The organism is Serratia sp. CoH_122_TC_1 (genome assembly GCF_058191755.1).
Genome location: NZ_JBXWLA010000010.1, coordinates 87,369 through 105,674, shown reverse-complemented (window position 1 = coordinate 105,674; position 18,306 = coordinate 87,369). Strand labels below are relative to the sequence as shown.

Annotated in this window: 18 protein-coding genes; 7 read left to right on the top strand and 11 right to left on the bottom strand. The window is 54.4% G+C overall.

From position 1 onward, the window contains the following. Positions 1-57: 57 nt before the first annotated feature. Both AC2FC2_RS14585 and AC2FC2_RS14580 read left to right on the top strand, forming a co-directional pair. Positions 58-942, top strand: coding sequence for an MBL fold metallo-hydrolase (locus tag AC2FC2_RS14585; RefSeq protein ID WP_404760877.1), 885 nt, complete (start codon positions 58-60; stop codon positions 940-942). Positions 943-1,054: 112 nt separating this feature from the next. Next, positions 1,055-1,705, top strand: a complete 651-nt coding sequence (locus AC2FC2_RS14580; protein ID WP_265556499.1) for a DsbA family protein — start codon at positions 1,055-1,057, stop codon at positions 1,703-1,705. A 47-nt stretch (positions 1,706-1,752) separates the two neighbouring features. Here the strand turns inward: AC2FC2_RS14580 and AC2FC2_RS14575 are convergent, their stop codons facing one another. Then, positions 1,753-2,460, bottom strand: a complete 708-nt coding sequence (locus AC2FC2_RS14575; RefSeq protein ID WP_209639734.1) for a tetratricopeptide repeat protein — start codon at positions 2,458-2,460, stop codon at positions 1,753-1,755. A 191-nt stretch (positions 2,461-2,651) separates the two neighbouring features. Between AC2FC2_RS14575 and AC2FC2_RS14570 the strand changes: the two genes are divergently transcribed. Then, positions 2,652-4,388, top strand: a complete 1,737-nt coding sequence (locus AC2FC2_RS14570; RefSeq protein WP_265556501.1) for an ABC transporter ATP-binding protein/permease — start codon at positions 2,652-2,654, stop codon at positions 4,386-4,388. Between the two features lie 44 nt (positions 4,389-4,432). Here AC2FC2_RS14570 and agaF read toward each other — a convergent pair whose 3' ends face one another. Genes agaF through agaR form a run of 6 tightly spaced genes read right to left on the bottom strand, consistent with a single transcriptional unit; the run spans position 4,433 to position 9,113 of the window. Beyond that, the gene (gene agaF / locus AC2FC2_RS14565; protein ID WP_209639728.1) at positions 4,433-4,867 is read right to left on the bottom strand and encodes a PTS galactosamine/N-acetylgalactosamine transporter subunit IIA; all 435 of its coding nucleotides are present in this window, start codon (positions 4,865-4,867) and stop codon (positions 4,433-4,435) included. A 10-nt stretch (positions 4,868-4,877) separates the two neighbouring features. Next, entirely contained in the window at positions 4,878-5,771 is an 894-nt protein-coding gene (locus AC2FC2_RS14560) for a PTS system mannose/fructose/sorbose family transporter subunit IID (protein WP_490308774.1), read from the bottom strand. Then, a complete protein-coding gene (gene agaW, locus AC2FC2_RS14555) occupies positions 5,761-6,540 on the bottom strand; it encodes a PTS N-acetylgalactosamine transporter subunit IIC (protein ID WP_490659444.1) in 780 nt (259 codons plus the stop codon). Before agaW ends, AC2FC2_RS14560 begins: the two co-directional genes overlap by 11 nt. Before the next feature lie 14 nt (positions 6,541-6,554). Beyond that, positions 6,555-7,031, bottom strand: a complete 477-nt coding sequence (agaV, locus tag AC2FC2_RS14550) for a PTS N-acetylgalactosamine transporter subunit IIB (protein ID WP_037418370.1) — start codon at positions 7,029-7,031, stop codon at positions 6,555-6,557. A gap of 1 nt (position 7,032) precedes the next feature. Beyond that, a complete protein-coding gene (locus AC2FC2_RS14545) occupies positions 7,033-8,316 on the bottom strand; it encodes a D-tagatose-bisphosphate aldolase, class II, non-catalytic subunit (protein WP_209639719.1) in 1,284 nt (427 codons plus the stop codon). Positions 8,317-8,339: 23 nt separating this feature from the next. After that, positions 8,340-9,113, bottom strand: coding sequence for a transcriptional repressor AgaR (gene agaR, locus AC2FC2_RS14540; protein WP_037418365.1), 774 nt, complete (start codon positions 9,111-9,113; stop codon positions 8,340-8,342). Positions 9,114-9,628: 515 nt separating this feature from the next. On the opposite strand from agaR, the gene AC2FC2_RS14535 reads away from it, so the two are divergent. Beyond that, positions 9,629-10,849 carry a CynX/NimT family MFS transporter gene (locus AC2FC2_RS14535; protein ID WP_490659443.1) on the top strand — a complete coding sequence of 407 codons (1,221 nt, stop codon included), beginning with the start codon at positions 9,629-9,631 and terminating at the stop codon, positions 10,847-10,849. On the opposite strand, the gene AC2FC2_RS14530 is transcribed toward AC2FC2_RS14535, so the two are convergent. The 3 genes from AC2FC2_RS14530 to AC2FC2_RS14520 form a co-directional block, all read right to left on the bottom strand. After that, positions 10,839-11,012 carry a hypothetical protein gene (locus AC2FC2_RS14530; protein ID WP_209639713.1) on the bottom strand — a complete coding sequence of 58 codons (174 nt, stop codon included), beginning with the start codon at positions 11,010-11,012 and terminating at the stop codon, positions 10,839-10,841. The genes AC2FC2_RS14535 and AC2FC2_RS14530 overlap by 11 nt on opposite strands. Positions 11,013-11,023: 11 nt before the next feature. After that, the gene (locus AC2FC2_RS14525; protein WP_209639711.1) at positions 11,024-11,137 is read right to left on the bottom strand and encodes a YmiA family putative membrane protein; all 114 of its coding nucleotides are present in this window, start codon (positions 11,135-11,137) and stop codon (positions 11,024-11,026) included. A gap of 411 nt (positions 11,138-11,548) precedes the next feature. Beyond that, positions 11,549-13,201: a multidrug ABC transporter permease/ATP-binding protein gene (locus tag AC2FC2_RS14520; RefSeq protein ID WP_209639709.1), complete on the bottom strand. Its 1,653-nt coding sequence runs from the start codon at positions 13,199-13,201 to the stop codon at positions 11,549-11,551. A gap of 250 nt (positions 13,202-13,451) precedes the next feature. Between AC2FC2_RS14520 and AC2FC2_RS14515 the strand changes: the two genes are divergently transcribed. From AC2FC2_RS14515 to lldD, 3 genes are all read left to right on the top strand, one after another. Then, positions 13,452-14,372, top strand: a complete 921-nt coding sequence (locus AC2FC2_RS14515) for a LysR family transcriptional regulator (RefSeq protein WP_490659442.1) — start codon at positions 13,452-13,454, stop codon at positions 14,370-14,372. 334 nt (positions 14,373-14,706) lie between these two features. Then, positions 14,707-16,287 carry an L-lactate permease gene (locus AC2FC2_RS14510; RefSeq protein WP_209639703.1) on the top strand — a complete coding sequence of 527 codons (1,581 nt, stop codon included), beginning with the start codon at positions 14,707-14,709 and terminating at the stop codon, positions 16,285-16,287. A 34-nt stretch (positions 16,288-16,321) separates the two neighbouring features. Further along, positions 16,322-17,461 (top strand): FMN-dependent L-lactate dehydrogenase LldD, encoded by a 1,140-nt coding sequence (gene lldD / locus AC2FC2_RS14505; protein WP_209639701.1) that lies wholly within the window; start codon positions 16,322-16,324, stop codon positions 17,459-17,461. Here lldD and AC2FC2_RS14500 read toward each other — a convergent pair whose 3' ends face one another. Continuing rightward, complete coding sequence (locus AC2FC2_RS14500; protein ID WP_404760880.1) at positions 17,462-18,271, bottom strand: MoaF C-terminal domain-containing protein; 810 nt, start codon at positions 18,269-18,271, stop codon at positions 17,462-17,464. Between the last annotated feature and the right edge of the window lie 35 nt (positions 18,272-18,306).

Genomic DNA, 18,306 nt, shown 5'->3' with positions numbered 1-18,306 from the left:
CGCTTTATGCAACCTAACATCTGTACAACATTAATCGCGACTCAAGGATCTCTAACCATGTTTAACAAATCATTATTGACTCTGGCCTTCGCCGGCATCACGACCTTCAGTGCCTACGCCACTGCGGCCAATACCCTGACCATGGAAGTGTACAATCCAGGCGAGAAAAGCGTGTTCCCTGTGTCATCTGAAATCATCAGCGGCAAACACGAAGTGGCCTTGATCGATGCCCAGTTCCAGCGCAACGACGCGGAAGAACTGGTGAAAAAGATCAAAGCGACCGGTAAAAAACTGACCACCGTCTATATCAGCCATTCAGATCCTGATTTCTACTTCGGTCTGGACGTCATTAAGGCCGCTTTCCCACAGGCAAAAATCATCGCGTCACCCGGCACGATCAAAGAAATCAACGCAACCAAAGACGGCAAAGTCGCGTACTGGGGCCCGATCCTGAAAGATAACGCACCAAAAGCGGTCGTTGTACCTCAGGCGTTGCAGGGTGACAGTTTCACCGTTGACGGCCAGAAAGTGGAAGTGAAAGGCCTGACGGGCCCAACACCAGAGCGCACCTATGTGTGGATCCCCGCGCTGAAGGCTGTCGTGGGCGGTGTTCCCGTTGCCGGTGACAATATCCACCCGTGGGTCGCCGATAACCAAACGGTTGAATCACGTGCACACTGGCAACAAACGCTGGAAGGCATCAAAGCATTGAAGCCAAACGTCGTTGTTCCTGGTCACTTCCTGCCGGGTGCCGATCAGACGCTTAAGTCCGTCACCTTTACCCAGAATTACCTGACCACGCTGGAAGCTGAGCTGCCGAAGACCAAAAACTCTGCAGAACTGATTGCGGCGATGAAAAAGCATTACCCGAACCTGAAAGACGAATCGAGTCTGGAACTGAGCGCCAAGGTGCTGAAAGGCGAAATGAAGTGGCCTCAATAAGCGTGCAACAAAAAGCAGGCTAAGGCGTTATTGATTGCACAGATAGGTACCTGACCTCTTCCAGGTGGCAATGCTGCCGCCTGGAAGACAAGAGGTATAACGAGGAATAAAGATGACCGGCACGACTCTGCATTACATTTTCGATCCGCTGTGTGGCTGGTGCTATGGCGCTGCCCCACTGGTAAAAGCGGCCAAAACTATTCCAGGGCTGACCATCGCCCTGCACGCTGGCGGCATGATGACCGGCAACAATCGCCGTCAGATCACGGACGAATGGCGCAACTATGTCATTCCGCACGATAAACGTATTGCGGAGTTAACCGGGCAACCTTTCGGTGAGGCCTATTTCAACGGGCTACTGCGTGACACCACCGCAGTCATGGACTCTGAGCCGCCAATTACTGCAATACTGGCGGCCCAAGCGCTGGCAGGGCGTGGGCTGGATATGCTGCATCGCATTCAAGAGGCGCATTATAAGGAAGGCCGACGTATCGCCGACACGCCGGTGTTGGAAGCCTTGGCGAAGGAGTTAGGCTTAGCCTCTGCGCCGTTCATCGCCGAAATGCGTTTTAACGCCGGTGCGCCGACCGCCCAGCACATTGCGCAAAGCCGGGCGCTTTTGGCCAAAATTCACGGTCAAGGGTTCCCGACCTTTGCGTTGGAAGACAGCGAAGGTCGTTTGCGCCAACTCCCTGTGGGTAACTATCTGGGCAATGTCGAGGCCTGGAAAGAGTTGCTCAGTGGTGCCACCACCTGGGCTTAAAGCGGCCACAGCACCGGGTGTTCATGCGATTGAATGCCCGGGGCTCACTATTCAACCCGCACAAAGCGCCCTTCAGCCCGCACGTTAAAGCCAAAACCGCAGTCGCCATGGGTGCGCATGTCCAGCGAATCAGCCCTGAACTGCATGGACACATCACAGGTCGTTGCGTCCTCCGGTTCCCGTTGATGGTACACCGCTTTGCCATGTTCAATCGGCAGCACTTCGGCGAACTCCCCCATATTCGGTCCGTAATACAGGCCCATCTGCGGCATGTAATAGCCGGAATAGCTTATCAGCCAGTGCCCATCCTGCGGTTTGATGTCCACTTCGCTCCATACGCCACGTCCGGCATATTGCCAGTAGACACCGCCGGGCCCGTCCAACGGTGGCTGCTTCGCTAACCGCTGCTGCAACAGCGTTAGATTATGCCGAGATTTACTGTCTTGCGGCGCCAGCTCTAAATAAGCCCGAGCCTTGAGCAATTCACCTGCATGCATCAGGGCCAACGCCACGTTATTGTAGGCCGTGGCTGTCGCCTGTTCGTCCAGACCACAAAACTCGCTCCAGGCAGCCTGATCGCGGAAAATATCGGCGGCATGCGAATAGTCGCCGCGCTTATAGGCACTGTTCCCCAGTTCAGCGTAGCTCGCCACTTTGTGACAATCGGCATTAATATCCGGCTCATCAATCTGTGCCATAGCCTGATCGCTAACGAGCACGCCATAGGCCAACAGCAAGGGGACCAACGCCTTCATCACTTATCCTTTCCGCAATAAAAAAACCCAATTTCGGCGCCAGTATAACCGCCATCGGGCATGGCATCACCCCTGACGATTCAGTCGCAATATTTCAAACGGTTAGCTGCGTTAAAACTGCTTACAGTCCAGGTTTGTTTGTTACTTGCCCCCGGCCCATGCTGAAGAAAATGCATAATTTATGGGATCCCATGAACACAACCCCTACCTCCAAACATGCCGTCTGGCAATTGATAAAGCCATTCTGGGTTTCGGAAGAAAAATGGCGGGCCTGGTCGATGCTGATCGCCATCATCGTCCTGTCGCTCGGGTTGGTGTATATCAGCGTATTGATCAACCAATGGAACCAAGTGTTCTATGACGCGCTGCAAAACAAAAACTACCCGGTATTCAAGGCACAGCTGTGGCGCTTTACCTATTTGGCACTCATTTTCATCGTGCTGGCGGTGTATAAAATTTATCTGACACAAGGCCTGCAAATGCGTTGGCGGCGCTGGATGACAGAGAAATTCATGGGCAAATGGCTGGCACATCAGGCCTATTACCACACCGAGCAACAGCAGATCGTTGATAACCCGGACCAGCGTATCGCCGAAGATCTCAACGTCCTGACACAGTACACACTCTCTTTGTCGCTCGGGCTGCTCTCCAGTCTGGTGACACTGTTTTCTTTTATTACCATTCTTTGGCACGTCAGTGGGCCAATGACCTTTATCATTCACCAGCATGCCATCACCCTGCCTGGTTACATGGTGTGGTTCGCCCTCTTGTATGCGGTGCTGGGTTCGCTCTTGATCTGGTGGGTCGGCAAGCCATTGGTCCAGCTCGGCTTTAATCAGGAGCGCTATGAGGCAAACTTTCGTTTCGGCCTGATCCGCATCCGTGAAAACAACGACGCGATTGCCCTGTATCAGGGTGAACCGCGCGAAGCACAACAGTTGGGCGACCGCTTTGATACCATCCGCGCCAACTGGTGGTCAATTATGCACATCACCCGACGGCTCAACATTGCCACTAACTTTTACAGCCAATTCGCCATTGTTTTCCCAATGCTGGTGGCTGCGCCGCGTTACTTCTCTGGCGCCATCGAGATGGGGGGACTCATGCAGATCTCTTCCGCCTTTGGTCAGGTCCAGGGCGCATTATCATGGTTTATCGACGCTTTCAGCGATTTGGCAACCTGGAAAGCCTGTGTAAACCGTCTGGCCGGTTTTAACGCCGCCGTGGATCAGGTACACCATCAGCAACGCGGCATTCAATTGCAGCAGGAAAACGGCCAACCGGTGATCCTCGATCGTCTCAGCCTGCAGTTACCAGACGGCCAGCCTTTGCTGGATCCCACGTCGATGACCCTGAAACGCGGCGAACGCGTGCTGATTGTCGGCCCATCGGGCTGCGGTAAATCCACGCTGCTACGCGCTATCGCCGGTATCTGGCCATATGGCTCTGGTGCGATTGGGCGCGACGCCGCCAGCAGTACCCTATTTTTGCCACAGCGCAGTTATATTCCGATCGGTACACTGCGGGAAGCGCTGAGCTATCCGCATCTTGCAGCCGAATACCCTGATGAGCAGTTGTTGAAGGTGTTGGAAAATTGCCGGCTGAAGCATCTGCAGCGCTGGCTGGATACCAGTGCCAACTGGAGTCAGCGCCTGTCGCCGGGTGAGCAACAACGGCTGGCATTCGCCCGCGCCATTCTGACCCGCCCAGACATTTTGTTCCTCGACGAAGCCACCAGTGCGCTGGACGACGAGACAGAACAACTGATGTACTGTTTACTGGTGGATGAGTTACCGCAGGTGACCTTAGTCAGCGTGGCGCACCGCAACAGCGTAGCGAAATACCATCAAAGCTGCTGGCGTTTTAACCGTGTGGAAGAAAACCAACCGGCCCGCATGTCACTGAGCCCACTGCCTGTCGCGGGCTAACCGACCGACTGGGCGCCCCCTACCACGGCGGCGCCCGGTTCCTCTCAAATACCGTCGGTTTGCACGTCCTCGCATTTTACCCGGCGTCTTTCATGCCATAGGCTGGTGAGGCCACGCTTGCCGCATGCCAGTGCCACTTCACGAAACTCGTCCAGACTCAATCCTTCCCGCTCCAGCATCATTTCTGCCGCCAACTGCATATTCACCCCCGTCAGCACCTCACAATCGCCATGCAAGTCCGCCAGTTCACTGGCGCAGCGAAACGGTGAACCACCGAGCATGTCAGTCAGGAACACCACACCGTCCGGTTGCGTCACCTCAGCCAACGCAGCACCCAGCGCCACATTTAACTGGGCGGTGCTCATCTGTTCGGGAAAATTGACCGCGACGCAGTTCTCTTGCGGCCCCACGACCTGCTCAACCGCCTGCAACAGCCCACTGGCGAAGCCACCATGGCCGGTAATCACAATGCCTGGCATAGCCCTTTCCTCACAATAAACCGATAAATTTGCCCACGACCCCAATCACCACTGTCACGCCAATCAATTTGACGGGTGAAAAACCCCGCTTCATCAGGAAGAAAATCAGCAGCGTAAAACACAGGGGCAACAGGTTGGGCATAAGCTTGTCCAGCACGTCGGTCTGTAACGCCACACTGGCCTTGCCGGCATGCATCACCAGCGGGGTAGAAAGGTGAACGTATGAGGCCACCAATGCACCGATTACCGTCATGCCGACAATCGATGCGGCGTGGGATATTCGTCGGGTGTGCGTTTTCAGCAGCGCCAACGCACTGGTGCCGGCCTGGTAACCGTAGTGCGCCAGCCCGAAACGCAAACCGAAGTGGAAAACGTTAAACAGCAAGAGGAAGACGATCGGCCCGAACAGGCTGCCTTCCAGCGCCAGCGAGGCCCCAATCCCGGCACAAATCGGCAGCAGCGTCAGCCAAAACAACGCGTCGCCAATACCGCCCAATGGGCCCATCAGCGCCACTTTTACTGCGCGAATGGTGGAAATCTTCTCCTTGTTTTGCTCCATTGCCAACACCAGTCCGGAAAGGAAGGTGACGTCAAACGGGTGCACATTGATAAACTCCATGTGCATTTTCATCGAGTTGGCCAGGTCCTGTGGATTGCGGTGGATCTTGCGCAAACCCGGGATCAGTTGGTACAGCCAGCCACCGGCCTGCATTCGTTCATAGTTAAACGACGCCTGCAACAGCAACGAGCGCCAGGCCATGCGGTTGATATCTCCACGGGTCAACGCCTCAGCGGGTTGACTATCGACGTAGTCGTCCTGCTCGACCTGGCTGGTGGCCAGCGCCTGTGCTAAACGCTGTTCCGCTTTTTGTGCCAGCAGGTCGTCGGAATCATTAAATGCCATCTTCAGCATCCTCCTGTTGTACAGGCTGTTTGAGCGAATCCGCACCGGCCCGTTGACTGTTAAAGAAATCGATCAGTGCGATCGCCAGCGCACCCAGCGCCACGGCCAGAATGGGCAATTTCAGGAAGGTGACGGAAATGAAACCGAGGATGAAATAGGCCACGTAGGTTTTTTTCATCATCACTTTCATCAGCAATGAGAAACCAATCGCCGGCATCATACCGCACGCTACCGCCAGGCCATCCAGGAGCCAAACCGGTGCTTTTTGCACCATGGCGCTGGCCGCATCGGCACCGAAATAAATCGGCAGAAACGCCACCACAAAATAGAACGCAAACAGGATGGTAATACCGAGATAATTCACCCGTTCAATGCCGCGCCAGTTCAGTTCTTTCACCATGCGGTCGCAACGGTGCATCATCGGCGAAAACAACGTAAACAGCAGCGTAATGCAGCCCTGTACTGCAATCGAAAACGGCACTGCAACGCCGATCGCGACCTTGGGGTCAGCCTTGGTCAGAATGGCGAATGCCGTGCCAATCACCCCGCCAATCACCACATTCGGGGGCTGAGCTCCCGCCAGCGGCACCATGCCCATCCACACCAGTTCCAATGTGCCCCCGACCAACAGGCCGGTGTAAACGTCCCCCAGAATCAGACCAACCAGCGGCCCCAGCACGACCGGACGATGGAAGTGAGTCAGACCGTCAAACAGATCGACCCCTGCCAATCCTGCCAATAGTGCAATCAATAACGCATCAGTCAACATGATTACCCCCGACCTCAAAACAACAGTTTGCCGATCGCCTCACCCGCTTCATCCGGCACCCGGCGTACCTCACACTCGACACCCAGCGCTGCCAACTCACGAAAAGCGGCAACGTCATCGTCATCCAGTGAGACCGTTTTATGCACCTGTCGCTTCCCCTCGGCGAAATGCATATTGCCGACGTTCACGAAACGGATCGGCACCCCGCCCTGCACCAGCTGCAACACATCCTGCGGCGTTTTACACACCAAAAAGATCTTCTGCCGATCTGCCGCCTTGTGGATCACGTCGATGGTTTTCTGCAGCGTGAAATAGCGCGTCTGTACCCCTTCCGCCACCACCATGTCCATCAGGTTCTGTTGCACCGGATCGGCGGCGGCCTCGTCGTTGGCGACCACCACCAGGTTAGCCCCCAAAGTATTGGTCCAGGTCACACCGACTTGGCCATGCACCAGGCGGTTATCGATACGTGTCATCAGGATATTTGGCATCTCAATGCACCTCCGGGTAACAGGCGGCATGGTAATCATCGAGCACCTGCGTCACCTTGTGCATCACCCAATCCTGCGGATCCTGGCTCAATTCACCCGCATTCATTGCACGGGCCTGATCGGGCAGATATTGACTCAACAGCGCCAACGGGACCGGATGACGGCGCAAATTGTCGACCAGGTGTTCCACTGCCTGCTGAACCTGCGGCTGCGGCCAGTAGTAACGCACCCGATCGCTCAGGCTGTAGTGGCGATCGAGATACTGTTGATGCGGGTTGCCGTGATAATAACGACTCCACTGCTGCGGCTGTTCGCGCATTACCTGTTCCAGCGTGGCGCAAAGCTGCGCCGACTGATGCTCGCCCAGCCATTCGCGTTCGATATGGTCAAGGGCGAACAACGCCTCGCGCAGTGCAAAGGTCAACGCCGGGCCGACTTTCAGGATAGCGAAGTGATCGCCCACCAATTGCCGGTAAGCCTGGGGCGGTTGGTAATCCGTTGAGTGTGCCTCGTAGACCATGCCCGGCTGCTTTTCGATAAAGTGGCTCAGCGCTTGGGCTCGTTGCGGCTGGTAGTGTTCTACGCTGTGATGATCAAACTCGACACCCGGCTGCACCACCAGCGCAATGGTTCGCGTCCAGGCATCGACCAATTCAGCGCGTTGCCACGCCAGCCGGTGTACGTCCAGCGTTTGCTGTACGGCCTGCGGCGTAGTGACCTGCATGCCTTCCAGCGCTTCCTGAGCGCCACCGGGTACCGGCACTTCTGTACCGATGACATAGACCGGCGCCTCACCGCCGCTTTCCTGCCAGGCGCGTTCCGCGACGGCACACAATCGTGCAGCGCGGATGGCCACCGTTTCATCATTCAGAGGGAAGGGATCGCCAGCGCAAGACATGGAGCAATCAAGGTGGATTTTACGAAAGCCGGCACGGACATAATCGTCGATGAGCCTTTCTGCCAGCATCATCGCTTCTTCAGCCGGGCGATCCTGCCAGGCATTCGGGCCGAGATGATCGCCCCCTAACCAGAGACGATCCCGTGCCAGCCCCACGTCATCGGCCAGCAGCCACAGGGCATCGCGGAATTGTGCCGCGGTTTGGCCGGTGTAACCGCCAAACTGATTGACCTGATTCGATGTGGCTTCCACCAGCACGGGTGTACCACGCTCTTTGGCCTGCCGCAGGGCTGCTTTCAGCACCCAGGGGTGAGCGGAACAAACGGAAAATATCCCAACCGGTTTTCCGGCCTTGTGCTGCTCAATAAGCTGTAACAACTGCTGCATGAATCCCCCACGCAGGCGCCGTACTACCGATCGGCGATGACAACCTCCACGCCCAACTCGGTTAACGCCCGCTCGTAATCGTCCGGAAGAAGGCTGTCGGTAATCAGCCGATGAATTTGTCCAGCTTCACGAATCATGCAAAAGCTCTTGCGACCAAACTTGCTGGCATCCGCCACGGCGATGATCTCGCGCGCCACCTCACACATCACACGGTTGAGGTGTGCCTCACCGGGGTGAGGCGTGGTGATACCGGCAGCCAGATCGAAGCCGTCGACCCCCAAAAACAGTTTGTCGAAACGGTACTGGCGCAATTGCTGTTCGGCAGCCGGACCATAGAGCGAGTAGGAGTTGCGGCGCACGCTGCCCCCCAGCACCATCACTTCCACCCCATCGTTGCCTGAAAGCTCATAAGCAATGTTCAGCGCATTGGTCATCACCACCAAATCGCGTCGCCCTTTCAGGAACGGCACGATTTGAGTGGTGGTGGAACCGGAATCGAGAATCAACGCGTCACCATCACGCACATAGCTTGCCGCTACGCTCGCGATCTGCGACTTCACGTCGCGGTTTAACCGCCCCTTGTCATGTAACGGGCGATCGAAGGCAAATTGTTGATTGAGCATGGCGCCGCCGTAAGCCCGCAACGCACACCCTTTTCGTTCCAGAAAGCGCAGATCGTTGCGGATCGTTACCGTGGATACTGCAAATTGCTTGCTGAGCTGCTCCACGCGCACGCTACCGTGCTCGCATAACAGATCGATAATGTGTTCACGTCGTTTTGCGGTATTCACTGGCATGAGCTGCGGTCCTCAGTTTTCCGGCCGGGCCGGGGAGAAGATGGCTTTCGCTCTACTGCGCTGGCATTACAGCAAAGCGAAAGCAATGAAATTGTGATCGGGGTTACAGCGCTGTTTTAGCAGAAAAACTGGCTAAAAACCTTTCGAATCGAAATGAAGTGAAAATTTTATAAGCACAGAAAAAAGCAAAGTGAAATATCAGAGCGGGCGTAGCTGCCGGGGTGAGGAGCCGGATGATAGGCAGAAAACGAAAGCGGCGGTGTAACCGCCTGGCAGGCTGACTTTTAATTCATCAGGTGATCGGGATCACATATTGGCAATTATGCTTCCCCAGCATGGCATCGCAAATGCCCGAATTGCGTCGCCGGCGTTCAAGTGACCTCTTGTCAGGCCGGGGGATCTTCCCCTACACTGCGCGCAGATATCGGCCAAGGGTCGGTACGTAAGCGTTAACGTCAATCAACGCATCATGCTGTGCAGCATTGATTGACTGCATGCCCTGGTGCGAGGAACTCATGCCCCATTCTGCCTTACCCCAAACGTCTGCCGCCATAAAACGCCGTCGGTTACGCCATCCATTATTGCTGATCAGCGGCATTATGTTAGTCGCGGCCAACCTGCGCGCCGCGCTGACCAGCGTAGGCCCATTGCTTGAACAAATCCAACAGCAGTTATCACTGTCCGCTACCGCTGCCGGCCTGCTTAACTCACTGCCACTGCTGCTGTTTGCCGTGCTATCGCCAGTGACTCCCGGCCTGGCCAAGCGTATGGGCATTGAACGCACTCTGGGTATGGCACTATTACTGTTGGTTATCGGCATTGTGCTGCGCTCCCTGCCGCAACACGGCATGCTGTGGCTGGGCAGCGTTTTAATTGGCGCCGCCATCGCATTTGCCAACGTGGTGTTGCCGACACTGGTCAAACGCGACTTTCCGCAGCGTGCCGCGGCGATGATTGCAGGCTATGCCGCCGTAATGTCGCTGGTCGCGGCGACTGCCTCCGGCTTGGCCGTACCGCTGGCAGCGATGAACGATCTAGGCTGGCGTTTTTCTCTGCTGTGTTGGAGCCTTCCGGCCCTATTGGCATTGATTATCTGGCTGCCGCAGCTGCGACGCCCCGCCACTGCCGTGAGCAGTACCGCACCCGGTGTTCAACCTATTCCCTCTCGCTCTCCCTGGGGCAGTGCACTCGGTTGGCAGGTCGCGCTGTTTATGGGCTTACAGTCCATCACCTTTTACACCATTATCGGCTGGTTCAGTGCCTTTGCCGCCAGCCACGGCACCTCGCCACAGCAAGCGGGTTTTGAGCTGTTTATTTATCAACTGGTGGCGATCGCCGCTAACTTCGTCATGGTATTTATTCTGCCGCGCGCGCGGGATCAGCGAACTATCGCACTGTGCAGTTCACTGCTAATTTTTACTGGGGTAGCCGGCCTGTTACTGAGGCCTGAAAATTCGCTGGTGTGGCTGATTTTTGCCGGGTTGGGGGCGGGAAGTTCTTTGGTGCTGGCATTGTCCTTCTTTGGCCTACGCAGTAGTCATCATCACCAGGCAACACAATTGTCGGGAATGGCGCAATCGGTAGGCTATCTTTTGGCGGCATTGGGGCCCACGCTATTCGGTTTGCTACACGATCTAACGCAAGGCTGGCAGTTGCCACTGGCCATTTTGCTGGGTTTGACGCTGCTGCAGGTGCTGTTCGGCATGTTGGCCGGGCGCAACCGGGTTATTCATTAACACCGGGCCGCGTGGGTTGCTCCGATGTAGGCTCTACAGCGTCGTCTTGCCATAGGTCGTTGATAAACTCACGTTGCTCACGAGTCAACTGCCAGGAAGGGGGGATCTTGGCCGGGCTATCATCCCGGGCGCCCCCCGTCTTCTTTACGCGTTTTTTGTCCATCGACACATTTCCTAAATAAACAGCCAATAAATCACGGCGGCGACGGCCAGCCAAAACATCCCGCAGCCGATAAATACGCATAGCCAAGCTTTACGTTTGATATTTGCATCATCCTTGCTTATCACAGCCACTCCGTATAATATATTAAATCAATTAAAACGTGATTATTGATCTATTTAAACGATCAATAAAGTGATCAATAAAGTGTTTTGTTGCCCTAGTAATTTCACAAACATCTGCTACCTATGCACTTGAGGCGAGGTAGGGATAGAGAAAGGGTCTGGATAATGCGTCATGGGCGGCGAATGTGTGTTGCATTAGTGAACGATGGCGCAGTGTGACACAACACAACAGATCAAAATTAAACCACCGGTAAATAAAGCAATACTCAATTAATTGACTTTATGTAAGGGGAATTTGCGGCAGGTTAAACTGGGGCTGGCTGGAGAAGTGACGTTATATGCTGTGTTCATCGGATAGCGCCATACGCTGACCAACGGCGATTCGGACCGCCAATGCGGCCCGAACGATAAGCCTCAGTCAATCTGCGAAATCGAGTCCCGGCTGGCGCGCTCACGATCGTTGCCGGTCAGCTCGCTTAAATGCCCATCACGCATTTGCAGCAACCTATCGGCATGTTCAAAGTAATGGTCATCATGGCTGATGGCAAAAACCGTTTTTCCCAGTGCGCGTAACTGCGGAAGCAACTCACGGTAGAAGATACGGCGGAATTGCGGATCCTGATCCGCCGCCCATTCATCCAACAGCAGCACATCGCGCTTTTCCGCCACGGCCAGCAGTAACGCCAGACGTTTACGCTGGCCTTGTGATAGTTGCGGATTTGTCACCCGCAGACCATCGAATTGCAGCTTGTCTTTCATGTTCAATCGATTAAGCCAACGTTCTACCAATTCGGCATCCGGTTGCTCCCCCTCTGGCCCCTGCAGGTGGTGGAACGGGTGGAAATCGGTAAAAATAGCGGAGAACAAACGGCGATAATCATGCATATCTGCCGGGGTCTGTGGCACACCGTCCAGCATAATTTTCCCGCTGACCGGTTGATATAAGCCGGTTAACAGCATTGCCAGCGTCGATTTTCCACTGCCATTGCCGCCAATCAGGAATACCAGCTCACCGCGGCGCAGCGTCAGGTTGATAGGCCCGACGGCGAACCCGGCTTTTTGCTCCGTCGCGCCATAGTGGAACATCACATCGCACAGTTCCAGGGTCTGCCAGGCTTTGGGGCTCACCGCAGGAAATGCGGGTTGGTAATCTGCAAGCTGTAACGCTTTGACTTTACCGAAAGCCACCTCTGCGCCAATCAGCGTCGGGAATGCCCCCACCGCCTGCAACAACGGCGTACGCAGGAACAACAACGTCAGTGAATAGGTCGCCGCCACCGCAGTATCCGCCCAGCCCAGGCTATTTGCCATATAGAACACCAGGCCAATCGCGCCCAGCATCATGATATTCGACCAATTTACCGCGCTGAGATGGTAAGTATCCGCGCGGATAATATGGTGTCGATAATCTTCGGCATCGGGCTGGTAGGCTTGCTGGTACAACGCTTTTGCACGATCGCGGTTCAGCGTCAGCTCTTTACGGCCATCAATTGCAGATTGGTAATGTTCATAAAGGCGTTCTTCCGCTTCACGCACGTTGGTCAGGTGGCGATACACGCGAGACACTAAACAGCCGCTACCCAATACCGTTACAGCAACCCATATCGCGGTGACCACCAACATCTTCGGTGACAACCACCCCAGATAGGCCGCCGATCCCAACGTCAAGACTACCCCTTGCACCAGCTCCGGCAAGCGCACAAAAGCAATCGTGATATTACGAATATCACTGGACAGGCTTGCCAGTAGCGAAGCGCTGCCCAGCTGTTCTATCCGCTCAATATGCGTATCCAGGATGCGCTTGACCAGTTGGCCACGCAGTCGGAACACGAAATGATGGCCGAGCGTGGTCAGCGCTAGCTGTGAGCCCAGCGTTACCGCCATCAGCAATGCCAATAAACCGAGGAATTCGGGTAATACGGCCAGAGGGTTGCCCGCTACCGTCATCAGCCGCAAATTTATAAAGGCGATGATACCTATGCCCAACGCCGCGCTGGCCATGGTTAACGCCATTACCGCCAAAAACGGCCAGCGATACTGGTGGTACACCACCCGTAGCAACTCCATGAAGAACCCTTACCCTAAATCTTGAGATGGCAGGCATTGTAAGCGGCACAAAAGTGATATCAATAACAATTCTCATATTGTCTCTAGTGATGGCACTCTGGCCGCAAAAATGCCCATCTCCGCGGAGGATGAGTTTCAGGCGCAGAGATAACGCGTCGATCGAGGCGCACAAACTTGCCAACAAAGATGCCGCTTCAAGTATGACGGGTATACACTGAGCGTTGCTCTGGGATGAGGAAAACACCAACTGATGCTGCCCACACATGAATATGCCAACGACCTGATCCTGTTTGCTCTGATAGTTGACTGCGGTTCTTTCAGCAAAGCCGCTGAAACGGCCGGCATCACCAGCTCGGTGGTCAGTAAACGTATCGGCCGACTGGAAAAATCCCTTGGCGCACGCCTGCTATACCGCACCACCCGCAGCCTGACGCTGACGGAAAACGGCCAAAGCCTATACCATCAGGCCAAAGAGATTGGCGCTCAAATTCAGCAAGCCCTGAACATTGTCAGTGAAAAAAGCGACGAGTTGACCGGCGTGATCCGCATGTCGGTCCCGACGATTTCAGGGGAATTGCTGCTGAGTGAGAGCGTGGCAGAATTCTGCGCCCGCCATCCCAATCTGAAGGTTGAGATGCGGCTCGAGAATCGCTTCGTTGATCTGGTTAATGAAGGCATTGATTTGGCTATCCGTACCGGCACCCTGCCAGATTCAAGCCTGATTGCTCGCCCTATTCTGGATTCACGCTGGGTGATCGTCTGCTCACCAGGCTATTTGCAGCAGCATCCTGAGCCTCACTCGGCCGATGACCTACTCCAGCATAATTGCCTGACCTACACGTATCAGGAAAGCGGGACCGACAACTGGTTGATGAAACAGCCAGGCAGCAGCAAAATTTATGAGTTACAGGTTAATGGCAACCTGTCCGCCAATAATGCCAGAGCAATCCGCAAGGCCGTGATCGGTGGTTATGGTATTGCCATGGTGCCGCGCTGTATGGTGTATGAGGATTTACAGGATGGAAAACTGGTGGAAATTTTGTCTGGTCACTGCGGCAAAGTATTAGGCATTTACGCTGTCTATCCTTATACCCGTAATTTACCGCTAAAAACCCGACTTCTGATTGAACATATCATCGCGTCTTACCAAAGCATCAGCCACTATTTTTGAACCAGATCACATAATTATTCCAAGCGGGCCGATAGCGCCCGCCAGGGATTACGCCACTTTTGAATATAATCTATTGATGATTATTGTGTAATTAATGTGAGCCAGCACATTCATCATATAAAAAACAAACCTATCGCATTGATTTTCAATCAAATAAAAAAATCCTCACTACGCACACCGCCAACAATAACGTGATGACGCTGCCCTTCTTTTCAATACCGGATAATTGCTGAATGGAACATCACCCAAGGTTGTGATTAGAATGAAAATGTTGCGGTAATTAACCTTTCGGCTACATACAGCCACAAATAACAATAATAACCCTGAGGCTTTTATGTCCCTGCTTTTCAGTATTGCGCCCATCGTCCTGCTGATCTGGATGATGACCAAAAAGAACGGTGTTCCCTCCTATTTTGCGCTACCGCTGACAGCGGCTGCCGTGTATGCCGTACAACTGTTTTGGTTCGATAGCCTGCCGCTGCTGTTGCATGCCAATATCATTACCGCATTGGTTTCGGTTTTCACGCCAATTACCATCATTGCCGGCGCTATTTTGCTCAATAAGCTGATGCAGATCAGCGGGGCAGAAAACGTGGTGCGGAACTGGCTGGAAAATATCAGCCCTAACCCGGTCGCACAGTTGATGATCATCGGCTGGGCATTTGCCTTTATGATTGAGGGGGCCAGCGGTTTTGGTACCCCCGCCGCCATTGCAGCCCCGATCCTCGTCGGGTTAGGCTTTAACCCATTGCGCGTAGCCCTGCTAACGCTGGTCATGAACTCTGTCCCCGTGTCGTTCGGTGCCGTCGGCACACCCACCTGGTTCGGTTTCGCCAATTTGGGGCTTCCCGATGCCGACCTGTTGGACATTGGCCGCCAAACCGCATTAATCCACTTTGTCGCTGGGTTTGTTATCCCGTTGCTGGCACTGCGTTTTATCGTGTCCTGGCATGAGATTCGCCGCAACCTGCCCTTTATTTTGCTCAGCGTCTTGAGTTGCACTGTGCCTTACTTGCTGTTGGCACAGGTTAACTATGAATTTCCTGCACTGGTTGGCGGCGCGATTGGCTTGATGCTGTCAGTGCTATTGGCACGCGCCGGGGTTGGCCTGACACGCAGCGAAAGCAAAACATCCTCTCAACCTGTGCCATTCGTGCAGGTCATCAAAGCAATGACCCCAACGCTGCTGCTGATTGCTATTTTGATAGTCACGCGTATTCATCAGTTGGGAATTAAGGCACTGCTCAACAGCAATGCACCTTTATGGAATGGCAAACTCGGCGGCTTGGGCGAGCTGCGCATCAGTGATGCCCTGATCATTGAATTACAACAGGTATTAGGTACGTCTGCTGCCGCAAGCTACAAAACGCTGTATGTGCCTGCATTGATTCCTTTTTTACTGGTGGTTTTGCTGTGCATTCCCCTGTTTAAGCTAAACGGCAAACAGGTAAAACAGATGTTTACAGAAACCGGGGGGCGCATAGCCAAGCCCTTTATCGCCCTGTTTGGCGCTTTGGTAATGGTCAATCTGATGATGCAGGGTGGCGACAAGGCGCCTGTGATCCTCATTGGCAAAGCACTGGCCTCGCTCACGGGGGAAAGCTGGCTGCTGTTCTCTTCGTTCCTCGGTGCCTTGGGTTCGTTCTTTTCAGGTTCCAATACCGTGTCCAATCTAACATTTGGCGGTATTCAGCATTCCATCGCCATGAGCAGTGGGCTAAACGTCAATCTGACGCTGGCTCTGCAATCCGTTGGCGGTGCCATGGGCAACATGGTGTGCCTGAACAATATTATCGCCGTCTGCTCAATCCTTGGGATCAGCAATGCTGAAGGAAAAATTATTAGAAAGACCGTGTTGCCCTTGCTGGTGTACGGGGGGATCGCCGCCGTTATGGCGCAGATCCTGACTTTATGAATGTAAAAGCACGTTATCGAAATAAGGTAAAAATATGATCATCTCCGCATCAACCGATTACCGGGCCGCAGCACAGGCTAAGCTTCCGCCTTTTCTGTTCCATTACATTGACGGCGGAGCCTACGCGGAGCATACGCTACGACGCAATACCGAAGATCTTGCAGGTATTGCCCTGCGCCAGCGCATACTGAGAAATATGTCAGACCTCAGTCTGGAAACCAGCCTGTTTGGTGAAAAACTGGCAATGCCGGTGATCCTCGGCCCCGTCGGGCTGACGGGAATGTACGCCCGCCGCGGTGAAGTGCAGGCAGCCAAAGCCGCGGCGCAGAAAGGCATTCCCTTCACCCTGTCTACGGTTTCAGTCTGCCCCATTGAAGAAGTGGCACCGGCAATCGATCGACCGATGTGGTTCCAGCTGTATGTATTGAAAGATCGGGGTTTTATGCGCAATGCGCTGGAGCGCGCTAAAGCTGCAGGGGTAAAAACCCTGGTATTTACTGTCGATATGCCCGTGCCTGGCGCGCGTTATCGTGATGCACACTCAGGGATGAGTGGTCCCAATGCTGCCGTGCGACGCATACTGCAGGCCGTGACGCATCCACAATGGGCCTGGGATGTCGGGCTGTGCGGCAAGCCGCATGATTTGGGCAACGTCTCGGCATATCGCGGCAAACCGACCAACCTCGAAGATTATATCGGCTGGTTAGGCGCCAATTTCGATCCCTCTATCTCGTGGAAGGATTTGGATTGGATCCGTGAGTTCTGGCAAGGCCCAATGATCATCAAGGGTATTCTGGATCCCGAAGATGCCAAGGATGCAGTGCGATTCGGTGCCGATGGCATTGTGGTCTCCAACCACGGTGGCCGACAGCTCGACGGCGTGTTATCGACGGCCCACGCATTGCCAGCTATTGCCGACGCGGTGAAAGGCGATATTACACTCCTCGCCGACTCTGGTATTCGCAATGGGCTGGACGTGGTACGCATGATTGCACTGGGCGCAGACGGTGTATTGCTGGGGCGTGCCTTTGCCTATGCCCTCGCGGCAGCCGGGCAGGCGGGTGTCGCCAACCTGCTCGAACTGATCGATAAAGAAATGCGCGTCGCCATGACGTTGATCGGTGCGAAAACCATCGCGGACATTAACGCCGACTCTCTGGTGAGTAACCGCTGATTACAGCGGTTGTACCCCGTCGGGGTAGCTGTTGTAACTCATCTTGTGAATGAAAGCGCCGGCGGGGGACACTAACACCTTGCCGGCGGCATCCAGACCCAGAAATATCCCTGTGCAGCGGCCAAGGGTAAAGTCGAAAAAGAACACCGAGCAAACCGGGATAATCTTTTCTCGGAAGGTGAACAAATACTGCTCTTCCGCAAATTTATAGTATGTGGCGTAATCCATATCACCGTGACCAAACTGCTCACCGCGCAGATTCTGCCAGGCATAGCGCTCAGTATTCACGTAGAAATGTTCGTAATAATGGTTGGGGCTGTAAATATTCAACGTACGGTAGCCAAGCAGCTCACGGGTCAGGTGCGGCGCCAAGCCGCTCGGCGTAATATCCACCCGATGACCCACACTGAATGTTTGGCCCAACCGGGAACCATTCGTCACCTGTTGTTCAGGCAACAGCGTGCTACGCACCATCAACACCCGCCCGCTATCCGCGTTGAGCACCAATGTCAGGCATTCATTTCCCGGTTTCTGCAAAGGAATATTAAAGAAGTATTGTGATGGGCAAGTACGTACCTCCTCGTAAGCGTCTTCCCCTTGTTCTCCCTGCCAAGTCCAGTGCAGCCGTGGTTGATCGGCACTGAAATGCAACGTCATCTCTTCACCCTGTTCAAACACCATCTGCAACGTTTTGCCACGCCAGTCTTGGGTCGGTGGCAGGCGGTTGGTATCAATCCCCCTGGCGAAATCGTCATAGTTCTTCCACTCTGGCTCGGCGTTCTGGTTCAATACTGACGGATTTAAAGACATGCTCGTTCTCCTTGCGTATAGGGGGCAAAAGACTG

Coding starts and splice junctions, on each gene's coding strand:
- AC2FC2_RS14585 (WP_404760877.1), top strand. CDS start 58: ATGTTTAACAAATCATTATTGACTCTGGCCTTCGCCGGCATCACGACC.
- AC2FC2_RS14580 (WP_265556499.1), top strand. CDS start 1,055: ATGACCGGCACGACTCTGCATTACATTTTCGATCCGCTGTGTGGCTGG.
- AC2FC2_RS14575 (WP_209639734.1), bottom strand. CDS start 2,460: ATGAAGGCGTTGGTCCCCTTGCTGTTGGCCTATGGCGTGCTCGTTAGC.
- AC2FC2_RS14570 (WP_265556501.1), top strand. CDS start 2,652: ATGAACACAACCCCTACCTCCAAACATGCCGTCTGGCAATTGATAAAG.
- agaF (WP_209639728.1), bottom strand. CDS start 4,867: ATGCCAGGCATTGTGATTACCGGCCATGGTGGCTTCGCCAGTGGGCTG.
- AC2FC2_RS14560 (WP_490308774.1), bottom strand. CDS start 5,771: ATGGCATTTAATGATTCCGACGACCTGCTGGCACAAAAAGCGGAACAG.
- agaW (WP_490659444.1), bottom strand. CDS start 6,540: ATGTTGACTGATGCGTTATTGATTGCACTATTGGCAGGATTGGCAGGG.
- agaV (WP_037418370.1), bottom strand. CDS start 7,031: ATGCCAAATATCCTGATGACACGTATCGATAACCGCCTGGTGCATGGC.
- AC2FC2_RS14545 (WP_209639719.1), bottom strand. CDS start 8,316: ATGCAGCAGTTGTTACAGCTTATTGAGCAGCACAAGGCCGGAAAACCG.
- agaR (WP_037418365.1), bottom strand. CDS start 9,113: ATGCCAGTGAATACCGCAAAACGACGTGAACACATTATCGATCTGTTA.
- AC2FC2_RS14535 (WP_490659443.1), top strand. CDS start 9,629: ATGCCCCATTCTGCCTTACCCCAAACGTCTGCCGCCATAAAACGCCGT.
- AC2FC2_RS14530 (WP_209639713.1), bottom strand. CDS start 11,012: ATGGACAAAAAACGCGTAAAGAAGACGGGGGGCGCCCGGGATGATAGC.
- AC2FC2_RS14520 (WP_209639709.1), bottom strand. CDS start 13,201: ATGGAGTTGCTACGGGTGGTGTACCACCAGTATCGCTGGCCGTTTTTG.
- AC2FC2_RS14515 (WP_490659442.1), top strand. CDS start 13,452: ATGCTGCCCACACATGAATATGCCAACGACCTGATCCTGTTTGCTCTG.
- AC2FC2_RS14510 (WP_209639703.1), top strand. CDS start 14,707: ATGTCCCTGCTTTTCAGTATTGCGCCCATCGTCCTGCTGATCTGGATG.
- lldD (WP_209639701.1), top strand. CDS start 16,322: ATGATCATCTCCGCATCAACCGATTACCGGGCCGCAGCACAGGCTAAG.
- AC2FC2_RS14500 (WP_404760880.1), bottom strand. CDS start 18,271: ATGTCTTTAAATCCGTCAGTATTGAACCAGAACGCCGAGCCAGAGTGG.